This is a genomic window from Streptomyces sp. AM25, assembly GCF_058146165.1.
Genome location: NZ_JBKIWN010000010.1, coordinates 165,104 through 183,427, shown reverse-complemented (window position 1 = coordinate 183,427; position 18,324 = coordinate 165,104). Strand labels below are relative to the sequence as shown.

The following is an 18,324-nucleotide window of genomic DNA, read 5'->3' as shown; positions in this document are numbered from 1 at the left end:
GCACCGAGAGGTTACCTGAGGAAGGACGAACGTGTCGGCTGCAGACCCGTCCGGACAGCGGCTGCTCGTCGTCGTCGACCCCGTCGCCCGCCGTGTGGACGGCGAGTCCGTACGGATCGCGAGGGACGTGCTGTGCGCCGGATCGGTGGCGAAAATCTGTCTCCCGGAGGGCCCCGACGAGGTGGCACGGGCCGTCGGGCGGCGCGGCCGGCGGCGGACGGTGGTGATCGGCGACGACCGCGCGCTGCTCCGGGTCGTCGCCCTGCTGCACCGGCAGCGGGAGCTGGCCGCGGCACCGCTGGCATGGGTCCCCGTCGGCTCGCTGCCGTCCGTGTCGGTCGCACGGGCGCTCGGCGTCCCGCTGGGGGCCGTGGCGGCCGCACGGGCCGTCCTGGACGGCGTGGAGCGGCGGCTCGGCCTGCTGGCCGACGACAGCGACGGCGTCGTCCTGGGGGGCCTCTGGGTGCCCGCGGGCGATGCCGGGCGCCGCTACGCGGCGGTGCGGGGGGCGCCGGCCGTGTCGGCGCGCAGCGCCCTCGCCCTGCTGGCCCGCACCGGTCCCCGCCGGGGGCCGCGCCCCGGGGCACGGCTCCGCGTCGAGGCGGACGGGGTCCTGCTGGCCGACATGGACCGCCCGGTCGGGCGTGTTGCGGTGTCCGCTCCCGCGGGGGGCTCCGCCGGGCTGGCGGAGGTCGAGGTGCACGCCCGTGCGGGTCACCACCCGGTGCGGGCGCGGGCCCGGACGATCACGGTGTCCGGGCCGGACTTCCGCTACCGGGCGGACAACCGCGTCCGAGGCCCGGTCCGGGTCCGCACATGGACGGCACTGGCGGAGGGGTGGCGGCTGACGGTGCCGGGCGCTTGACCGGGGGCGCCCCGTAAGGGGTGGTGCGGGCCGGTGGGCACAACCCGCAGGGTTGGACCGGGGGTGCGCCCCGAAGGGGCGCGGGGAACTGCGCGACCAGCCACGACGCACCCGCACTCACCCCCCGGGCGTCACCAGCCCCGTCTCGTACGCAAAAACGGCCGCCTGCGTCCGGTCCCGCAACCCCAGCTTCACCAGGATCCGGCTCACATGCGTCTTCACGGTCGACTCCGCCACGACGAGATGCTCCGCGATCTCGGAGTTCGAGCGCCCCTGGGCGACCAGGACCAGAACCTCCGTCTCGCGCTCCGTGAGATCCCCGATGCGCTCCTGCGTCGGCGCCGTCTTCGGAGCGCCCAGCCGGGAGAACTCCTGGATCAGCCGCTTCGTCACCGTCGGCGCGAGCAGCGCCTCCCCGTCCGCCACCACCCGCACGCCGTCCGCCAGCTGCCGGGCCGACGCGTCCTTGAGCAGGAAGCCGCTCGCCCCGGCGCGCAGCGCCTGGTAGACGTACTCGTCCAGGTCGAAGGTCGTCAGCACCAGCACCTTGGCGTCGCCGTCCGCCGCGACGATCTCGCGGGTGGCGTCCAGCCCGTTCATGCCGGGCATGCGGATGTCCATCAGCACGATGTCCGGCCGCAGCTCGGCCACCTTCTCGACCGCCTGCCGTCCGTCGACGGCCTCCCCGATCACCTCGATGTCGGGCTGTGCGTTCAGCAGCACGGAGAAACCCTCGCGGACCATCATCTGGTCGTCGACGATCAGTACCCGGATGGTCATGCCGCACTCTCCCCCTGCGCCGCGACCGGGATGAAGGCGGCGACCTCGTAGCCGCCGTCCTCCGTCGCCTCCGCCGTCATCTCGCCGCCGAGCATGCCGACCCGCTCGCGCATGCCCAGCACTCCGTGCCCGGCGCCCGGCGAGGGCTTGGCCAGGCGGTCCTCCCCCATTGCCTGAACGGCATGGGAGGTACCCCCATGCCCGTTGACGATGCGCAGGCCGAGCCCGCCGAGGACGTACGAGACCTCCACGCGCGCCTCGGCGCCCGGCGCATGGCGCAGGACGTTGCTGAGCGCCTCCTGCACGATCCTGTACGCCGACAGCTCCACGCCCTGCGGCAGCGGCCGCACCGCGCCCGTGGTGACGAGCTCGGCCTCCAGCCCGGCCGAGCGCACGTTGGCCAGCAGCAGGCCGAGGTCGGCCAGCGTGGGCTGCGGCGCCTCGGGCGCGGCGTCCGGGTCCTCCTCGGACCGAACGACGCCGAGCACCCGGCGCAGCTCGGTGAGGGCCGCCACGGCGTTCTCCCGGATGGTCTGGAACGCGGCCGCCAGCTCGGGCGGGGTGTCCTGGACCCGGTACGGCGCGGCCTCGGCCTGGATGGCGACCACGGACATGTGGTGGGCCACCACGTCGTGCAGCTCCCGGGCGATGGTGGTGCGCTCCTCCAGCAGCGTCCGCCGCGACCGCTCGACCTCCGTGACGGCCGCCTGGGCCTCGACCTGCTGCTTGCCCTCGCGCAGGCCGCGCACGGCGACCACGGCGAAGAGCACGAAGCCGGTGAAGGCCATCATCTGGAACGTCCCCCCGCCCAGGGCCGACCCGTACGGCCGGATCACGCCGAGGAGGACCGTCAGCACCCCGGTCAGCAGCCACATCCCGACCGCGACGCGCGGCCGGGTGCGCAGCGCCACCAGGATCATCACGGCGAGGTGCGGCAGGAAGCCGCCCGGCGACCACGGCGAGATGCCGTAGCCGGCCGGCAGCACCATGCCGGTGAAGAACATCACGCCGAACGACAGCCACCACGCGCCGACCGGCCGGACCAGGGTCGTCATGATCGGCACACCGATGCACAGCGCGAGGAAGAGGCCCACAAGCCCCGAGCCGGTGTAGTCGAGGGTGGCCAGCATGATCATGAGGGCGAAGCCCACGACGACGGTGTGCGGCAGCCACCGCGTGTACCGGGCGGCCCGGCGCGGCAGCGCCCGCACCAGCCGGTGGTCGGCGGGGAGCGGCGGCAGCGGCCGGAAGGCGAAGGCGTCGGTGAAAAGGTCCTCCCGGAGGCGCTGGAGGAGGCTCTTCGCCACGCGCAGCTCCTCGCTACGGGGGCTGGAGTGGAATGTGTCGGTCACACGTTCCACGCTAAGCGGGCGGGCCTGCGGCCGGCGTCCGTACGAGTGGGGATTTCCGGGGGTCCGCCTCAAGTACTACACGCGCCCGTAAGGGGCGCGGGGAGCTCTGCGGGCACGCTGTGGCTGATCGAGCAGAACCCCGCGCCCCTGTCGGGGCGTCGCCCTTACGGGGCGCCCGTCACCGCTGCCAGCACCACCCCGCACGCCTCCGTCCCCGGCGTGACGGGTGCGAAGTGATCGACCCCGTCCAGCTCCCGGAGCACCGCGCCCGGCACGGCGCGCGCGTACCTCCGTGACAGTTCGAGCGGAACGTCCTCGTCGGCCGTGCCGTGCACCAGCGTCACCGCGCACCCCAGCGCCGGCAGCCGCACCGGATCGGCCTCGGGGCGGTAGCGGCCGCCCAGCAGTTCGTCCACGGCCCCGTCGCTCAGCGCGAGCGCCCGGGCCCGGGCCAGGTCCGCCACCGGCGCGACGGCGACCACGTGGTCCACCCCCGGCACCCGTGCCGCCGCCCACAGCGCGAGGTGGCCGCCCGCGGAGTGCCCGACCAGGACGTGACGGGCCCCCGGAGCGGGCCCCGCCACCTGCGCGACGTCGTCGAACGTCGCCGGCCAGCCCCCGCCTCCGCCCACCCGGCGGTACTCCGCGAGCGCCACCCGCGCGCCGAGCCCGGCGAGCGCCCGCGCCAGCGGCAGCAGGTACGTGCGGTCGTAGCGCTCGCGCCAGTAGCCGCCGTGCAGCAGCGTCACCCGGACCGGCGCGTCCGCGGGCCCGTGGAGGTCCACCACCTGGCTGGGGTGCGGCCCGTACGCGATCACGCGCCCACCACCTCGCCCAGCACCCGCGCCGCGCGTTCCGTGTCGGCGAAGCCGACGTAGAGCGGTGCGAAGCCGAAGCGCAGGACGTCGGGCGGGCGGAAGTCGCCCACCACGCCCCGCCGGACGAGCTCCGCCATGAGCACCCGCCCGTCCCCCGAAGCCGTCCGCAGGGACACCTGGCTGCCCCGCTCCCCGTGTGCCGCCGGCGTCACGGGCGTCACCGCGCCCGGCGCGTACGCCGCCACGCAGCGCAGGAAGAAGTCCGTGAGGGCCAGGCTCTTCGCCCGGACCGCGGACAGGTCCACGCCGTCCCAGACGTCCAGCGCCGCGTCGAGCGCCAGCAGCGAGAGGATCTCGGGCGTCCCGACCCGGCCCCGGACCGCGCCGTCCGCGGGGCGGTAGGCGGGGGACATGCCGAAGGGGTCGGCGTGGGAGTTCCAGCCGGGCAGCGGCGAGTCGAAGCGGGGCTGGAGGTCGCGGCGCACGTAGAGGAAGGCGGGCGCCCCGGGGCCGCCGTTGAGGTACTTGTACGTGCAGCCGACCGCGAAGTCCACGCTGTGCACGTCGAGTTCGACGGGCAGTGCGCCCGCGCTGTGGCACAGGTCCCAGACCACGCGGGCCCCGGCCAGCCGGACCGCGGCCGTCGTGCCGGGCAGGTCGTGCAACCGCCCGGTGCGGTAGTCGACATGGTTGACCAGTGCGACGGCCGTGTGCGGCCCGGCGGCGCCCGCCAGTTCCGCGGCGGGCACGGCCCGGATCCGGCAGCCCGTCATCCGGGCCGCGGACTCCGCGATGTACCCGTCCGTCGGGAACGTCGCCGCGTCGACGAGCACCTCGTCACGCCCGCGGCCGCCCCCGGCGACGGACCGCACCGCCGCCACAACCGCCTTGAAGACGTTGACGCTTGTCGAGTCGCCGGCCACCACCTGTCCGGGCGCGGCCCCGACCAGCCGGCCGATCCGGTCGCCGACCCGCTCGGGCGCGGTCCACCAGGCGGACTCCGTCCAGGAGCGGATGCGCAGCCGCCCCCACTCCCGTCCGACGACGTCCGCCAGGCGTGCGGGGACGGCGCGGGGCAGGGCGCCGAGCGAGTTGCCGTCGAGGTAGACGGTGTCGTCCAGCACGAACTCGGCGCGCTTGGCGCGCAGTTCGTCGGCGGCGTCGAGGGCGGCCGCCTCGCCCGCCAGTTCAGACACGGCTGCGTGCCGTCCACAGCTCGGGGAAGACGCTCTTCGCGGCCCGCTTCTCCAGCCAGGCCACCCCCGGCGAGCCGCCGGTGCCCACCTTCGCCCCCATCGCTCTTCTCGTGGCGACGAGATGGTCGTTGCGCCAGCGCCAGACCAGTTCCGCGACCTCCGTCAGCGCCTCGCCGAGGCGGCACTCGTCGCTGTTCTGGTCACCGGCGTAGATGCGCTGCCAGACCCGCTCCACCGCGAGGTCGCCCGCGTACCGTTCGGAGACGTCCCGGCCGAGCACGGACACGGGTATCGCGTGCCCCCGGCGGGCGAGGTGCCGCAGCACCTCGTCGTAGAGGCTCGGCATGTGCAACGCCCGCTCCAGCTCGGCGTGGACGTGCGGGGCGCCGCGGTGCGGGAGGAGCAGGGAGGCCGACTTGTCGCCGAGCAGGAACTCCATGCGCCGGTGCATCGCCGACTGGAATCCGGAGGCCTCGCCCAGCGCGGAGCGGTAGGAGTTGAACTGGGCCGGCGTCAGGTGCGCCACCGGTTCCCAGGAGGCGTTGAGGGAGGCGAGTTCGTAGGTGGAGCGCTTGAGCGCCGCCATCGCCACGGGAAGGTCGTCGTGGCGCAGCGCGCGCGAGGCCGTCTCCCACTCGTGCACGAGGACGGTGAACCACAGCTCCATGACCTGGGTGGTCACGAGGAAGACCATTTCCCCGGGGTCGTCGGAGAGGGGTTCCTGGAGCCGGCTGAGCACGGAGGCCCGTACGTAGTCCTCGTACGGGGTGGTGCCGGCGAAGTCGAGGTTGGGGGTGTGGTTCTGAGTCACGACGCCCTCCACTGGCGGGGGTTCACCGGGTGGTCACGCCGGGATCATCCGTGCCGGTGAAGCCCTGCGGCAAGGGGCCGTACGCGGCCCCTTGCCGGGGGAGGGCGGCTCAGCCGAGGGTGTTGGCGGCCGTCGGGGAGCTGTCCCGCAGGAACGTCGAGCAGCGCTCGTACTCCTCCTGCTCGCCGATCGCCTGCGCGGCCCGCGCGAGGGCGTGCAGGGCGCGCAGGAAGCCGCGGTTGGGCTCGTGCTCGAACGGCACCGGCCCGTGGCCCTTCCAGCCGCTGCGGCGCAGCGCGTCGAGGCCGCGGTGGTAGCCGGTGCGGGCGTACGCGTACGACTCGACGGTGCGGCCGGCCTCGAACGCGTCGTCGGCGAGCTGTGCCCAGGCGAGCGAGGACGCCGGGTACTTGGCGGCGACCTCGGCGGGCGCGGCCCCGGAGGCGAGCAGCTCACGCGGCTCGGGGTCGTCGGGCAGATGGGTCGGGGGCGGTCCCCCGAGCAGATTCTCGTGAATGGCCATGGCTTCCAGTCTGCCGCACCCCGGGCCCCGTGGGCTGCGCCCCGTAGGGCTGCGCCCCGTAAGGGGCGCGGGACTGTGCCGGATATGCGGCTCCGCCGCGTGGGCGCGACAGGCCACACACGACCCGCAGCTTCAGACGTCCCCAGGATCCAACGGCGGCGAGGCCACACCACAGTGATACGTGCACTCCGGATGGCACGGTGCCGTCTCCTCCGCAACCGCCGGAGGCACCCGCACCGTGGCGAAGGCCAGCACGGCGGCCACCACCAACGACCCCGCACAAAAGACCATGGCGGTGTCGAACGCCCCCGAGAACGCCACGGGGTCCCGATACGTATCCGCCCCCATCCCCGCGGCCAGCGGCAAGGCGGCAACCGCAATGAGCCCAGCGGCACGCGCCGCCGCATTGTTGATGCCGCTGGCCAGCCCGGCCCGCCCCACGTCCACCGAGGCCAGCACGGTGGACGTCAGCGGAGCGACCAGCACCACCATGCCCAGCCCGAGCACGACCAGCGCCGGCAGCACGTCCCGCCAGTACACGGCCCCCGCCCCGGCCCGCGTCATCAGCAGCATCCCCGCCGCGCACAGCAGCGGCCCCACCGTCAGCGGGATGCGCGGGCCGATGTCCTGCGCGAACTTCCCGGACCGGGCGGACAGCAGCAGCATCAGCACGGTCGTGGGCAGCAGGGCCGTACCCGCCTCCAGGGCGGACCAGCCGGCGACCACCTGGAGCTGGAGCACGGCGAGGAAGAAGAAGCCGCTGAAGGCCGCGTAGACGAACACGGTGACGCCGTTGACGGCCGAGAACATCCGCACCGAGAAGATCCCGGGCGGCAGCATCGGCTCGGCCCGCCGCGACTCCACGTACACGAACGCGGCGCCCAGCAGCAGCCCGGCGACCGCGGGGACGACGACCTGCGGCGACGCGCCCTTCTCCGGCGCCGCGATCAGCGCGTACGTCACCCCGCCCAGCGCGAGCGCCCCCAGCACCGCGCCGAGCACGTCGAACCGGCCGCGGGCCCCGGGGGCCCGCGTCTCGGGCACGTACCGCAGCGCGACCGGCACGCACACGGCCGCCACCGGCAGGTTGATCAGGAACACCCAGCGCCAGCCCGGCCCGTCCACCAGCCAGCCGCCGACGAACGGTCCGACCGCCGCGGCCACCCCGCCCAGCCCGGACCAGGCGCCCACGGCGGCGGCCCGGTCGTCCTCGTGGAAGACCGCCTGGATCAGCGCCAGCGACCCCGGCGTGAGCAGCGCCCCGCCGATGCCCTGCAGGGCCCGGGCCCCGATCAGCACCCCGGCGTTCGGAGCGATTCCGCAGAGCAGCGACGCGAGCGCGAACCACACCACGCCGACGACGAACACCCGCCGCCGCCCGAACCGGTCGCCGAGCGCCCCGCCCAGCAGGATCAGCCCGGCGAGGGTGAGCATGTAGGCGTTGACGGTCCACTGCAGCACGGCGAGGCCCGCGTGCAGGTCCCGGCCGATGTGCGGCAGCGCCACGTTGACCACGGTGCTGTCGAGCATGGCCATGCCGGAGCCGAGCACGGTGGTCAGCAGGACGGCGCGCCCCACGCGGGTGCCGAGCCGGACGGCGGGGAGCGGATCGGTCATGCCCGGATCATCCCGCGCCCGGGCCCGGGCGGCCATGCGAAGGGGCCCGGTACGCCGTCGGCGTACCGGGCCCCTTCCGGAACCGCTGTGGGCTACTTCAGCTTGGTGCCGGTGGAGCGCAGGTCGGCGCACGCCTTGGTGACGCGCTCGGCCATGCCCGCCTCGGCCAGCTTGCCCCAGGTGCGCGGGTCGTAGGCCTTCTTGTTGCCGACCTCGCCGTCGACCTTCAGGACGCCGTCGTAGTTGGCGAACATGTGGGCCGCGACCGGGCGGGTGAAGGCGTACTGGGTGTCGGTGTCGAGGTTCATCTTCACGACGCCGTTCTCCAGCGCGGTGCGGATCTCCTGCTCGGTGGAGCCGGAGCCGCCGTGGAAGACGAAGTCGAACGGGTCCTGCTTGCCGAAGCGCTCGGCGACGCCCTGCTGCAGGTTCTTCAGCAGCTCGGGGCGGAGGACGACGTTGCCCGGCTTGTAGACGCCGTGGACGTTGCCGAAGGAGGCGGCCAGCAGGTAGCGGCCCTTCTCGCCCAGGCCCAGGGCCTCGGCGGTGCGGATGGCGTCCTCGACGGAGGTGTAGAGCTCGTCGTTGATCTCGTGGCTGACGCCGTCCTCCTCGCCGCCGGTCGGGGTGATCTCGACCTCGAGGATGATCTTGGCGGCGGCGGCCTTGGCGAGCAGCTCCCGGCCGATGGCCAGGTTGTCGGCCAGGGTCTCGGCCGAGCCGTCCCACATGTGCGACTGGAAGAGCGGGTTCTCGCCCTTGGCGACGCGCTCCGCGGAGATGTCGATCAGCGGGCGGACGTAGCCGTCCAGCTTGTCCTTGGGGCAGTGGTCGGTGTGCAGCGCGATGTTCACCGGGTACTTCTTGGCGACGACGTGCGCGAACTCGGCGAGCGCCACGGCGCCCGAGACCATGTCCTTGCTGTACTGGCCACCCAGGAACTCGGCACCGCCGGTGGACATCTGGATGATGCCGTCGCTCTCCGCCTCGGCGAAACCGCGCAGGGCGGCGTGCAGAGTCTGCGTCGAGGTCACGTTGATGGCCGGGTAGGCGAACTTGCCTGCCTTCGCCCGGTCGAGCATCTCGTTGTAGACCTCGGGGGTTGCGATGGGCATCTGTCCGCTCCTTGGGGGTGTTGCGGGTAAGGGGGCGACGGTCATCGTCGCCCCCATCTTCCCAGACTCCTCGGATTACTCCACATGAGGCCCCCCGCGCTCATTTGAGAGGGGGGAGGTTTCACGTGAAACATCGGGGGTGAAATGTCAGGCGAGGTCCAGATCGCCCAGCGTGTAACCGGTGATGTAGCGCAGTCCGGCGCCCCCGATCGCGGACTCGGCCCCGCGGTCGACGATCGTCGCCACGGCCACGACCTCGGCACCGGCCTCGCGGGCCGCCTCGACGGCGGTCAGCGGGGAGCCGCCGGTGGTCGAGGTGTCCTCGACCACCAGGACGCGGCGGCCCTTGATGTCCGGACCCTCGATGCGGCGCTGCATGCCGTGCGTCTTCTGGGCCTTGCGCACGACGAACGCGTCCAGCCTGCGGCCGCGGGCGGCGGCGGCGTGCAGCATCGCGGAGGCGACCGGGTCGGCGCCGAGCGTGAGACCGCCCACCGCGTCGAACTCCAGATCGGCGGTGGCGTCCAGCATCACCTGGCCGACCAGGGGCGCGGCCTCGGCGTCCAGGGTGATCCGGCGCAGGTCGATGTAGTAGTCGGCCTCCTTGCCGGAGGAGAGGGTCACCTTGCCGTGGACGACGGCCTTGTCCTTGATCTGCTGCAGCAGGGCGTCACGCGCGTTGGTCATGGCCATGAGCTTAGGCCAGGCTCCGCCAGGTCCACGTGGTGGAGACCTCGAGGGGGTCGATGGGCGTGACCAGGCGCGGCAGGGTGTTGAGCCCGTTCGGCGGCCCGCTCTGCGGCTCCACGCAGACCGCCTCGGACTGCTCGTCGTAGACCACGACCCACTCGGCGCGGCTGGTGACCTTCAGCTCCAGGGCGCCGGGCCAGGTGAGGGTGACGTCGACGCCGTCCGGCATCCCGAAGCAGTCGTCCCAGGGGCCGGGGAGCGGGTCGATGCGCTCGCCGGTGGGCAGGTGGTCCGCGCCGCGCTCCTCCTGCCAGGACGGCCGGAAGTCGAGCTCCACGTCCTTGCCGGTGCCGAGGTTGCGCCGGAACCAGGGGTGCCAGCCGGCCTGCGCCGGGAACGAGTCGGAGGCGGCCTCGACGCCCATGGTGAGGGTCAGGGAATCCTCGCCCAGTTCGACCAGTTGAGTGACGCGGCCGGGGTACGGCCAGGGGTCCGTCAGGTCGAAGGTGAACGCGGCGGACGTCCCGTCCGCACGCGCGGTGGTCCAGGCGGTGTCCCGCCCGGTGCCGTGGATGGCGTGCGGCGGGGAGTTGACCGGCATCTGGTGAAGGTCGCCGCCGTTGCGGAACCGCCCTTCGGCGATCCGGCCGCACCAGGGGACCATGGGGAAGGCGCCGTACTTCGCTCCTTGGCGGAGCAGTTCGATGCCGTCGACGGTGATGCTGCTGATCCGGCATCCGTTGCCGGGGTCGACGACGACCTCGGCGTTGCCGTGTGCGAGTCGCACGGTCTGCTCGTTGCTTGTCACAACTCCGACGATACGGCCGATGTCGGCATCGGTTGCGGCGAGTTCGGCACCCCGCGGCGCCGGGCACCGCCCCGTGCCGTCAGCGCCTCCGGCGCAGCACCCGGCCCACCGCCACCGCCGACGCGAGGGCGACGGCAGCGGCGGGGACGGCCCAGCGGAGGGCTGCCGTGCCTGTGGTGGTCTCGGGCGCCGGGACCGGCGCATAGCGGCCGCGCGGCGGTGCGTGGTCGACCTCCTCCGCGCTGCGGCCGATCATCGTGCGGCGCGCGTGCGCCGCCTCGGCCGGCGGCTCCTCGCCCTCCAGCGCCTCCTCGATGACGGCCTCCAGGGTCGCGCCCTCCAGTTCCTCGGCGTCGATCTCCTCGTCCACGTCCGCCGCCGGGTCCAGCGAGGGCGGCGGGACCTCCGCCTCGAACACCTTGCCGCCGGTATCGCCGTCCTCCCGGAGCTCCTCCGCCAGCGCGGCGGCGAAGCGGTCGAGCAGCCGGCGCCCCGCGGACTCCGCGGTCTTCGGGTCGAAGCCGGTCAGCCGCCCGGCGCCGCCGACGGTGCCGGTGCACGTCAACCGCGTACCGCCGGGCGTCTCCTCGGGCACCGCGCTCAGCGCGAGCGTCACCGTTCCGGAGCCCCGCGCCTCCGTGCCCTCGCCCGACAGCTCGTAGGCGCCGTCGTGCTCGGTGAGCCGCAGCGCGCCCCGGTAGGTGATGGTGGAACCGCCGATGCGCAGCCGCAGCCGCCCGGCGAGAGGCGTTCCGGAGGCGTCCGCCGCGTCCTGTTGCAGGCCCGGGATGCAGCGGGCCACGCGCGCGGGGTCGGAGAGGGCCCGCCGGACCGCACCGACGGGAAACGGAACGAACACCTCGTGCTCCATAACCAGCGAGCCTACCCACCGGACCCGGCAGCGGTGCCTTCCCGGTCGAATCCTGTCGAACTTTCCGTCAGAAACCGACCAACCTCCGGCCCCGTAGTCTCACGCTCCGACCGTGAAGCGCTCACCGATGTGGTTCGCCTCCTCGATCTCGTCGACGAGGGCCACCGCGTAGTCCTCGGCGGAGATCCGGCTGGTGCCGTCGGCGTCGACGATCAGGTCGTCGAGGGCGGTGCGGTAGGTGCCGGTGCGCTCGCCGGGCGCGATCTGCGCGGCGGGGCTGAGGTTGGTCCAGCGGACGTCGTCGACGGTCCGGTAGAAGTCCAGCGCGTCACCGTGCGCGTGCATGATCTGCAGCAGGAACTCGGGCAGCCCCTCGGCGTCCCACACCTGCTTGCCGTCGGGCGTGCGCAGCGACCCGGCACCGCCGACGGCGATCAGCCGCGGGGCCTTCTCGCCGAGCGGACGCAGGCCCGCCACCAGGGACTTGGCGGCCGGCGCGATGGTGGCGACGTGCCCGGGGCCGTCGCCGCCGCCGACGGCGCTGACGACGACGTCCTGGCCCTCGGCGACGGCCGTCACCGAGGCGGGGTCGAGGACGTCGCCGGTGGCGACCGTGAGATTCGGGTGCTGCTCGGTGAGCTTCTTGGGGTCACGGACCACGGCCGTGACGTGGTGGCCACGGTCCAGGGCCTCGCGCAGCACACGGCTGCCGATCGTGCCGGTGGCGCCGAAGAGTGCGATCTTGGCCATGGGGGGGTTCTCCTCACGGGGGACGGGAGTTGTACGTGAGAACCACGCTACGAGCGGGGCAACGCCCCGGCCAGGTAAGCTCGCGCCCCGTCATGGTGAAAAAGCGACACGAACCGCCGGAGATCCTGGATCTCGTCTACCGGGCCCCGCCGGGCACCCCGGCCGGCGTCGAGGTCCTCACGCTCGCCGACCTGCGCACCCGGGCGCCGGAGGGCATGCTGCCCGCACCCCAGCGGCTGGACTTCCACCAGATCATCGCCGTCGACTCCGGGACCACCGTGCACACCGTGGACTTCACGGGCCACCGCCTGGCCGCGGGCTCGGTGCTGTGGGTACGTCCGGGTCAGGTGCAGCAGCACGGCGACGTATCGGCCATCGAGGGCACGGTGATCCTCGTACAGCCGGGCTTCCTGCCGCCCGGCACGGCGGTCGCGGCGGTCGCCGACGACCCGTTCCGCCCGGTGCTGCTGCGCCCGGCGGGCGAGGACCGCGAGGCGGTCTTCTGCGCGGTGCGGCACCTCGCGGCCGACTTCCGCACCGGGGCCGGGCTGCCCGGCGACGTCCACCGCGAGATCCTGCGGCACCTGCTGTCCGCCCTGGTGCTGCGGCTGGACCGGATCGGCGCGGCGGAGCGGAGTGCCGCGCCCGCCGACGCGTTCGTCCGCTTCCGGGCGGCCGTCGAGCGCGACTTCACGCGCAGCCACCGCGTCGCCGACTACGCGCAGGCGCTCGGCTACTCCCCCCGCACCCTCGCCCGGGCGACGCTGGCCGCGGTCGGGGTGGGGGCCAAGGAGTTCGTCGACCGGCGCGTGATGCTGGAGGCCAAGCGGCTGCTCGCGCACAGCGGGCTGCCCGCCGTGCGGATCGCCGAGCGGCTGGGCTTCGACGACGCCGCCAACTTCGCCAAGTTCTTCCAGCACCGCGAGGGCGTCGCCCCCGGCGCCTTCCGCGCGGCACTGCGCAGCCCCGCGCCCGTCATTCCCCGTAGCGCGGGTGCATCAGGGTCGACGGCGGCAGCCCCGCCTCCTTCCTGTGCACCTCGGCGGTCCCGTCCGCCACGGTGAACCGGTCCAGCCGCGGCTGGACGGGGAGGCAGGAGCCGAGCACGAAGCCCCAGTCCTCGCTGCGGCCGCCGTGCGGGGAACCGGCGACGACCCGGTAGGGCACGGTCCGCAGGCCCACGGACTGCACGGTGGCGTCCACGGTCCAGAAGGTGTGCGGGCGCGCCGCGGGGGCGCCCCCGTGGACCGCGAGCCGCCCGTCGGACGCGAGGGCGCGCGCCACGAGCCCGTAGAACTCCTGGGAGTACAGCTTGGCGTTGGGCGTGACGTCGGGATCCGGCAGGTCGGAGACGACCACGTCGTACGGCAGGTCGGTGTCGCGCCGGGCCCGCAGCCAGTCGAAGGCGTCGGCGGCCTCGACCCGGACCCGCGGGTCGCGGTACGCGCCCTGGTTGAGCGCGACGAGGCCGGGATCGGTGCGGGCCAGCCGGAGTTCGGCCGTGTCGGGCTCGACGACCGTCACGTCCGTCACGTCCGGGTAGCGCAGCACCTCGCGCACGGCGAGCCCGTCGCCGCCGCCGAGGACCAGGACGCGGCGGCGCGGCCCTTCCATCGCGGGGTGGACGAGGGCCTCCTGGTAGCGGGAGGCGTCGCCGCCGCCGGCCCGCAGCCGCCCGTCCAGGAAGAGCGCGGGCTGCCCGCCGGGCCCGCCGCCGGTGAGCACCACGTCCTGGACGCCGGTGTGCACGGCGACCCGGACGTCGGCGCCGTACACGGCCTGCAGGGCGGCCTTCTCGAACGGGCCGGTGAGCACCGAGCCGGCCGCCAGCAGCAGCAGGACCAGGACGTTGGCGGCGACGAGCGACCAGCGCGCCCGCACGGTGAGGTCGCCGCGGAAGAGCCACAGCACCAGCGCCCCGCCGGCCACCGCGTTGACCGCGCCGGTGAGCAGCGCGCCCGACAACTGGCCGAGGACGGGCAGCAGCAGGAAGGGGAAGGCGAGCCCGCCGACGAGCGCGCCCACGTAGTCCGCGGCGAACAGGTCGGCGACCGCACCGCCCGCGTCCTGGCGGCGGATCCGCTGGATGAGCGTCATCAGCAGCGGCACCTCGGCGCCGATCAGCACCCCGATGGCCAGCGAGAAGCCCACCAGGGCGGGTTTCGCCTGCCCGTACCAGGCGAAGCAGGCGTGCAGGGCCATCGCCGAGAGGCCGCCCGTCAGGGCGAGCACCGCCTCCACGGCGCCGAAGCCGAAGGCCGCGCGCCCGCGCAGCCGTTTGGCGAGCAGGGAGCCGATGCCCATGGCGAAGACCATCACCGACAGCACGACGGAGGCCTGGGTGACGGTGTCGCCGGTCAAGTACGAGGCCAGGGCGACCAGTTCCAGCTCGTACACCAGCCCGCAGGCCGCGCAGACGAAGACCGTGGACAGGACGAGGAAACGGCCGAGCCCGGCCGGTACGGGCAGCCGCGCTGGTACCGGGCGGTAGATCATGCGGGAACGCTACGTCACGGGCGGGCGCCTCCCTGTCACCCACACGGGTTCAATCGCAGGATGCGGGTTTCCCCGGGAACCACACCCAGGGGGCAACGGCGCCACACTCAGGGGGCATTGAGGGGCAAAGCACCGGCAGCGGCCCTTCGCGTCCGTCACAGCGGGGCGGGCAGCCGCACGCCCACCCGGGTGCGGGTGGCCACCAGCCGCCCCTCCTGCGGATAGGCGTGCCAGGTGCGCCAGCTGACCTGGCCGTCGCGGCGCTGGGCGAGCATCGCCGTAAAGGCGTGGGGGCTGCCGGGAAACGTTCCCGCCAGCCCCTGGGGATGCTCGGCGACCAGCGCCAGCAGCTCTTGTGCGCGCCCTGCGAAGGAACAGCGCGAGAGCGTCTCGACGCGGGCCGCGAATTCGTACTCCCATGCCCCCACCCGCTTGGCGACGCCGAGCGGCAGCGGGGTGCTGCTGCCGGCTATGCAGGCCACCGTCTCCGAACAGGTGCCGCCCTCCTCCTCCAGCAGGACCTGGTGGGAGGCGCCGAGGAGCCGCAACTGCACGAAGGACGCTTCGAGTCGGAGGTCGAGCACCGCCAGCGCCGGGAGGGGATCCTTCCCCAGGCACCAGGCGAGATCGGCGGCTCGGGTGTCGGTATAGGCGGTCTTGAGCGTGGTGAGCATGGGGTCGGCTCCGCGAGCGAGCAGTGAGGGTGGGCCGGCCCGCCCCGAGGAGGACCAGATTCCTTTTCGGTGCACCGGCTCATGCCCACTGGGGGTCCTTGGCCCGGGCCTTCGATTCCGGTGGAGCCGTGAATCCGGCCCGGGAGGGAGAGGCAATCATGAATGACCGGCGCTCACAGCCTTTTTACCCATCATCTGCATCTTTCCATACCCGGGAGGGCCGGATAGTTCACTTGTTCAACAGCCCGGCACCCGGCGGATGTTCGAGTTCCGCCGGGCGCATATGCGGGCAGCCATGGGCCGCTTGCACATCCACTGCGAACCCACTGCAGATCAGCGAATCAGACGGCGCGGGCCAGCTTCTCCACCGCATCCCGCACCGAGTTCTCCAGCTTGCAGAAGGAGAAACGCACCAGATAGGACGGGGCGTCGGGGCGCACATAGAAGGCGGAGGTGGGAATGGCCACCACCCCGGCGCGCGAAGGGAGTTCACGGCAGAAACGCACGCCGTCCGAGTGCCCCCACGCGCGGATGTCCGCCTGCACGAAATAACCGGCGTCCGCACGATACGGGCGCAGCCCGGCGCGTTCGAGCCCCTCGCTCAGCAGGTCACGGTTGCGCCGCAGCGTGAGCCGCAGCCCCGCCGCCCACGCCTCCACTCCCCCCAGCGCCCGCGCGAGCGCCTCCTGGTAGGGCGTGCCGGAGGCGTACGTCAGGAACTGCTTCGCCGCGGCGACCGCCGCCACCAGCGGGGCCGGGCCGCACACCCAGCCGACCTTCCAGCCCGTGACGTTGAAGGTCTTGCCCGCCGAGGAGATGACCAGCGTCCGCTCGCGCATGTCCGGCAGCGCGGCGATCGTCCGGTGCCCGAGCGCCTCGTCGTACACCAGGTGTTCGTAGACCTCGTCCGTGACCACCGTCAGGTCGTGCTCCCGGCACACCTCGGCGACGGCCGCCAGTTCCTCGTCCGTGAACACCTTGCCGGTGGGGTTGTGCGGGGTGTTGAGGATCAGCACGCGGGTGCGCGGGGTCACGGCGGCGCGCAGCGCGTCCGCGTCCAGGGCAAAGGACTTGCCTTCCTTCTCGTGGTGTTCCGCGAGCGGCACCCCCACCAGCGTCGCCCCCGCGAACCGGACGACCGCCGGGTAGGCGTCGTAGCAGGGGTCGAAGGCCAGCACCTCGTCACCGGGGTCGCACAGCGCCAGCAGCGTCGCCGCGATCGCCTCGGTGGCCCCGGTGGTCACCAGCACCTCGTCCTGCGGGTCGTACGCGACCCCGTGGCGCTGCAGCCGGTGCGCGGCCACGGCCTCGCGCAGGACCGGGAAGCCGTGCGCGGGCGGGTACTGGTTGCGGCCGGCGAGCACCGCCGCCGCCACCTCGTCCAGCAGCCCCTGGGGCCCGGCCAGCTCGGGCACCCCCTGCCCCAGGTTGACCGCTCCCGTGCTCCTGGCCAGCTCGGTCATCTCCGTGAACACGGACGTCCCGAGCCCCCGCACCCGAGCCGCCGGATACCACTTCTCCATGCGCCCTCCCTCGACGTGATCAACCCACGATAGGTGCCCCGTCAGGGGCGCGGGGAACTGCGCGACCGGCCCCCACCGACCCGCACCCGAAGTGCGCCCGAGCGGGTGGAAGCGTCACCGCTTCCGGGCGTACCTGATCCCCCGTGCGAGGCACACAACGGAAGGCCGGGGATGGTCGGTACGCCCGTATGCCCCGCACCCCACCGGAGGTGCCCCCGTGTTCGCCGACACCGCCGTGCCCGTCCGCACCCCCGAGCCGCGCCGCGCCCCCGGCGCCCGGCCCGACCGGCGGGTGGACCGGGTGCGCGAGGCACTGCGCCGGGCCCTGCCCGCGCTCGGGCTCTACGCGGCCGCCCGGCTGACCGGGATGACGGTGATGGCCGCCTGGGCCTGGTGGATCGGCAAGCACCCGCGCACGCTGCTCGGGCACCTGTGGGACGGCATCTGGTACGCGGGCATCGCCCGCCACGGCTACGGGACGGTCGTGCCGTCCCCCACCTCCCCCGGCGTGATCTTCAACGACCTGGCGTTCTTCCCGCTCTTCCCCGGCCTGGTCAAGGCCCTCACCACCGTCCTGCCGCTCACCGTCGTCACCGCCGGGCTGCTGGTCGCCTGGGCCTCCGCGGGCGCCGCGGCCTGGGGCGTCTACGCGGTCGGCGAGCGGCTGCACGGGCGCCGCACGGCCACCGTGCTGGTGCTCCTGTGGGGCCTGCAGCCGCACGCGATCGTGCAGACCATGGCCTACACCGAGTCGCTGATGACCGCGCTGTGCGCCTGGTCCCTCTACGCCCTGATCACCGGGCGCCGGCTGTGGGCCGGGGTACTGGCCCTGCTCGCCGGGCTGTCCCGGCCCAACGCCGTCGCGGTCGCCGCCGCCGTCTGCTGCTCGGCGGCCGTCGCGCTGTGCCGGGACGGCCGGGCCCGCACCGACTGGCGCGTCTGGGCGGGCGCCGCGCTCGCGCCGCTGGGCTGGGGCGGCTACGTGCTGTGGGCCGGGGTGCACTCGGGGCGCGGGCCGCTCGGCTACTTCGAGGTGCAGCGGCTGTGGGGCTCGCGCTTCGACTTCGGGCGCAACGCGCTGGGGTTCGTCCGCCACCTGATCGTCGGCCGCGACTGCCTGGCCTACTACATGGCCCTGGCCACCCTGGTGGTGGCGCTGGCGGCGCTGGTGTACCTGCTCGTCGACCGCCCGCCGGCCGCCCTGCTGGTCTACGTCGTCGTGCTCGCCGTGATCGCGGTCGGCGGCTCCAGCTACTTCGCGTCCAAGCCGCGCTTCCTGCTGCCGGCCTTCCCGCTGCTGCTCCCGGCGGCCCTGGCCATGACGAGAGCCCGGCGGCGCACCGCCGTCGTGACGGCGGGTGCACTGGCCGGGCTCTCGTTCTTCTACGGGACCTACCTGCTGACCGTGGCCCGCATCCCCATGTGAGCGGGGACG

At 73.7% G+C, this 18,324-nt stretch carries 18 protein-coding genes; 3 read left to right on the top strand and 15 right to left on the bottom strand.

From position 1 onward, the window contains the following. The first annotated feature begins 31 nt into the window (after positions 1-31). Positions 32-865 carry a diacylglycerol kinase gene (locus ACLHRZ_RS15885; protein WP_490419071.1) on the top strand — a complete coding sequence of 278 codons (834 nt, stop codon included), beginning with the start codon at positions 32-34 and terminating at the stop codon, positions 863-865. A 117-nt stretch (positions 866-982) separates the two neighbouring features. On the opposite strand, the gene ACLHRZ_RS15880 is transcribed toward ACLHRZ_RS15885, so the two are convergent. From ACLHRZ_RS15880 to ACLHRZ_RS15825, 12 genes are all read right to left on the bottom strand, one after another. Further along, positions 983-1,645: a response regulator gene (locus ACLHRZ_RS15880; RefSeq protein WP_490419070.1), complete on the bottom strand. Its 663-nt coding sequence runs from the start codon at positions 1,643-1,645 to the stop codon at positions 983-985. Next, positions 1,642-2,997: a sensor histidine kinase gene (locus ACLHRZ_RS15875; protein WP_490419069.1), complete on the bottom strand. Its 1,356-nt coding sequence runs from the start codon at positions 2,995-2,997 to the stop codon at positions 1,642-1,644. The genes ACLHRZ_RS15880 and ACLHRZ_RS15875 overlap by 4 nt, the downstream gene beginning before the upstream one ends. Positions 2,998-3,161: 164 nt before the next feature. After that, positions 3,162-3,815 carry an alpha/beta hydrolase gene (locus tag ACLHRZ_RS15870; protein ID WP_490419068.1) on the bottom strand — a complete coding sequence of 218 codons (654 nt, stop codon included), beginning with the start codon at positions 3,813-3,815 and terminating at the stop codon, positions 3,162-3,164. Continuing rightward, entirely contained in the window at positions 3,812-5,011 is a 1,200-nt protein-coding gene (gene kynU / locus ACLHRZ_RS15865; protein WP_490419067.1) for a kynureninase, read from the bottom strand. Before kynU ends, ACLHRZ_RS15870 begins: the two co-directional genes overlap by 4 nt. After that, positions 5,004-5,822, bottom strand: coding sequence for a tryptophan 2,3-dioxygenase family protein (locus ACLHRZ_RS15860; protein ID WP_490419066.1), 819 nt, complete (start codon positions 5,820-5,822; stop codon positions 5,004-5,006). Before ACLHRZ_RS15860 ends, kynU begins: the two co-directional genes overlap by 8 nt. A gap of 109 nt (positions 5,823-5,931) precedes the next feature. Beyond that, a complete protein-coding gene (locus ACLHRZ_RS15855; RefSeq protein WP_336410165.1) occupies positions 5,932-6,345 on the bottom strand; it encodes a DUF3151 domain-containing protein in 414 nt (137 codons plus the stop codon). Positions 6,346-6,477: 132 nt separating this feature from the next. Continuing rightward, on the bottom strand, positions 6,478-7,962 hold the full coding sequence (locus ACLHRZ_RS15850; RefSeq protein WP_490419065.1) for a DHA2 family efflux MFS transporter permease subunit: 1,485 nt from the start codon (positions 7,960-7,962) through the stop codon (positions 6,478-6,480). A gap of 92 nt (positions 7,963-8,054) precedes the next feature. Continuing rightward, the gene (gene fbaA / locus ACLHRZ_RS15845; protein WP_490419064.1) at positions 8,055-9,077 is read right to left on the bottom strand and encodes a class II fructose-bisphosphate aldolase; all 1,023 of its coding nucleotides are present in this window, start codon (positions 9,075-9,077) and stop codon (positions 8,055-8,057) included. A gap of 147 nt (positions 9,078-9,224) precedes the next feature. Then, positions 9,225-9,770 carry an orotate phosphoribosyltransferase gene (gene pyrE / locus ACLHRZ_RS15840; RefSeq protein WP_490419063.1) on the bottom strand — a complete coding sequence of 182 codons (546 nt, stop codon included), beginning with the start codon at positions 9,768-9,770 and terminating at the stop codon, positions 9,225-9,227. Between the two features lie 4 nt (positions 9,771-9,774). After that, on the bottom strand, positions 9,775-10,575 hold the full coding sequence (locus ACLHRZ_RS15835; protein ID WP_490419062.1) for an aldose epimerase family protein: 801 nt from the start codon (positions 10,573-10,575) through the stop codon (positions 9,775-9,777). Between the two features lie 79 nt (positions 10,576-10,654). Then, complete coding sequence (locus ACLHRZ_RS15830; protein ID WP_490419061.1) at positions 10,655-11,446, bottom strand: SRPBCC family protein; 792 nt, start codon at positions 11,444-11,446, stop codon at positions 10,655-10,657. Positions 11,447-11,545: 99 nt separating this feature from the next. Continuing rightward, positions 11,546-12,196: an NAD(P)-dependent oxidoreductase gene (locus ACLHRZ_RS15825; RefSeq protein ID WP_490419060.1), complete on the bottom strand. Its 651-nt coding sequence runs from the start codon at positions 12,194-12,196 to the stop codon at positions 11,546-11,548. Positions 12,197-12,288: 92 nt separating this feature from the next. On the opposite strand from ACLHRZ_RS15825, the gene ACLHRZ_RS15820 reads away from it, so the two are divergent. Then, positions 12,289-13,260, top strand: coding sequence for a helix-turn-helix domain-containing protein (locus ACLHRZ_RS15820; protein WP_490419059.1), 972 nt, complete (start codon positions 12,289-12,291; stop codon positions 13,258-13,260). Here the strand turns inward: ACLHRZ_RS15820 and ACLHRZ_RS15815 are convergent. The 3 genes from ACLHRZ_RS15815 to ACLHRZ_RS15805 form a co-directional block, all read right to left on the bottom strand. Next, complete coding sequence (locus ACLHRZ_RS15815) at positions 13,172-14,692, bottom strand: polyamine aminopropyltransferase (RefSeq protein ID WP_490419058.1); 1,521 nt, start codon at positions 14,690-14,692, stop codon at positions 13,172-13,174. The genes ACLHRZ_RS15820 and ACLHRZ_RS15815 overlap by 89 nt on opposite strands. Before the next feature lie 155 nt (positions 14,693-14,847). Continuing rightward, positions 14,848-15,366, bottom strand: a complete 519-nt coding sequence (locus tag ACLHRZ_RS15810; protein ID WP_490419057.1) for a DUF2617 family protein — start codon at positions 15,364-15,366, stop codon at positions 14,848-14,850. Positions 15,367-15,707: 341 nt separating this feature from the next. Next, entirely contained in the window at positions 15,708-16,889 is a 1,182-nt protein-coding gene (locus tag ACLHRZ_RS15805; protein WP_490419056.1) for an aminotransferase class I/II-fold pyridoxal phosphate-dependent enzyme, read from the bottom strand. Between the two features lie 217 nt (positions 16,890-17,106). On the opposite strand from ACLHRZ_RS15805, the gene ACLHRZ_RS15800 reads away from it, so the two are divergent. Next, the gene (locus tag ACLHRZ_RS15800) at positions 17,107-18,315 is read left to right on the top strand and encodes a hypothetical protein (protein WP_490419055.1); all 1,209 of its coding nucleotides are present in this window, start codon (positions 17,107-17,109) and stop codon (positions 18,313-18,315) included. Positions 18,316-18,324 lie beyond the last annotated feature (9 nt).

Bases quoted from the DNA above. Each gene is read 5' to 3' on its own strand.
- ACLHRZ_RS15805 (WP_490419056.1), bottom strand. From the start codon at position 16,889: ATGGAGAAGTGGTATCCGGCGGCTCGGGTGCGGGGGCTCGGGACGTCC.
- fbaA (WP_490419064.1), bottom strand. From the start codon at position 9,077: ATGCCCATCGCAACCCCCGAGGTCTACAACGAGATGCTCGACCGGGCG.
- ACLHRZ_RS15850 (WP_490419065.1), bottom strand. From the start codon at position 7,962: ATGACCGATCCGCTCCCCGCCGTCCGGCTCGGCACCCGCGTGGGGCGC.
- ACLHRZ_RS15880 (WP_490419070.1), bottom strand. From the start codon at position 1,645: ATGACCATCCGGGTACTGATCGTCGACGACCAGATGATGGTCCGCGAG.
- pyrE (WP_490419063.1), bottom strand. From the start codon at position 9,770: ATGGCCATGACCAACGCGCGTGACGCCCTGCTGCAGCAGATCAAGGAC.
- ACLHRZ_RS15810 (WP_490419057.1), bottom strand. From the start codon at position 15,366: ATGCTCACCACGCTCAAGACCGCCTATACCGACACCCGAGCCGCCGAT.
- ACLHRZ_RS15825 (WP_490419060.1), bottom strand. From the start codon at position 12,196: ATGGCCAAGATCGCACTCTTCGGCGCCACCGGCACGATCGGCAGCCGT.
- ACLHRZ_RS15830 (WP_490419061.1), bottom strand. From the start codon at position 11,446: ATGGAGCACGAGGTGTTCGTTCCGTTTCCCGTCGGTGCGGTCCGGCGG.
- ACLHRZ_RS15815 (WP_490419058.1), bottom strand. From the start codon at position 14,692: ATGATCTACCGCCCGGTACCAGCGCGGCTGCCCGTACCGGCCGGGCTC.
- ACLHRZ_RS15820 (WP_490419059.1), top strand. From the start codon at position 12,289: ATGGTGAAAAAGCGACACGAACCGCCGGAGATCCTGGATCTCGTCTAC.
- ACLHRZ_RS15855 (WP_336410165.1), bottom strand. From the start codon at position 6,345: ATGGCCATTCACGAGAATCTGCTCGGGGGACCGCCCCCGACCCATCTG.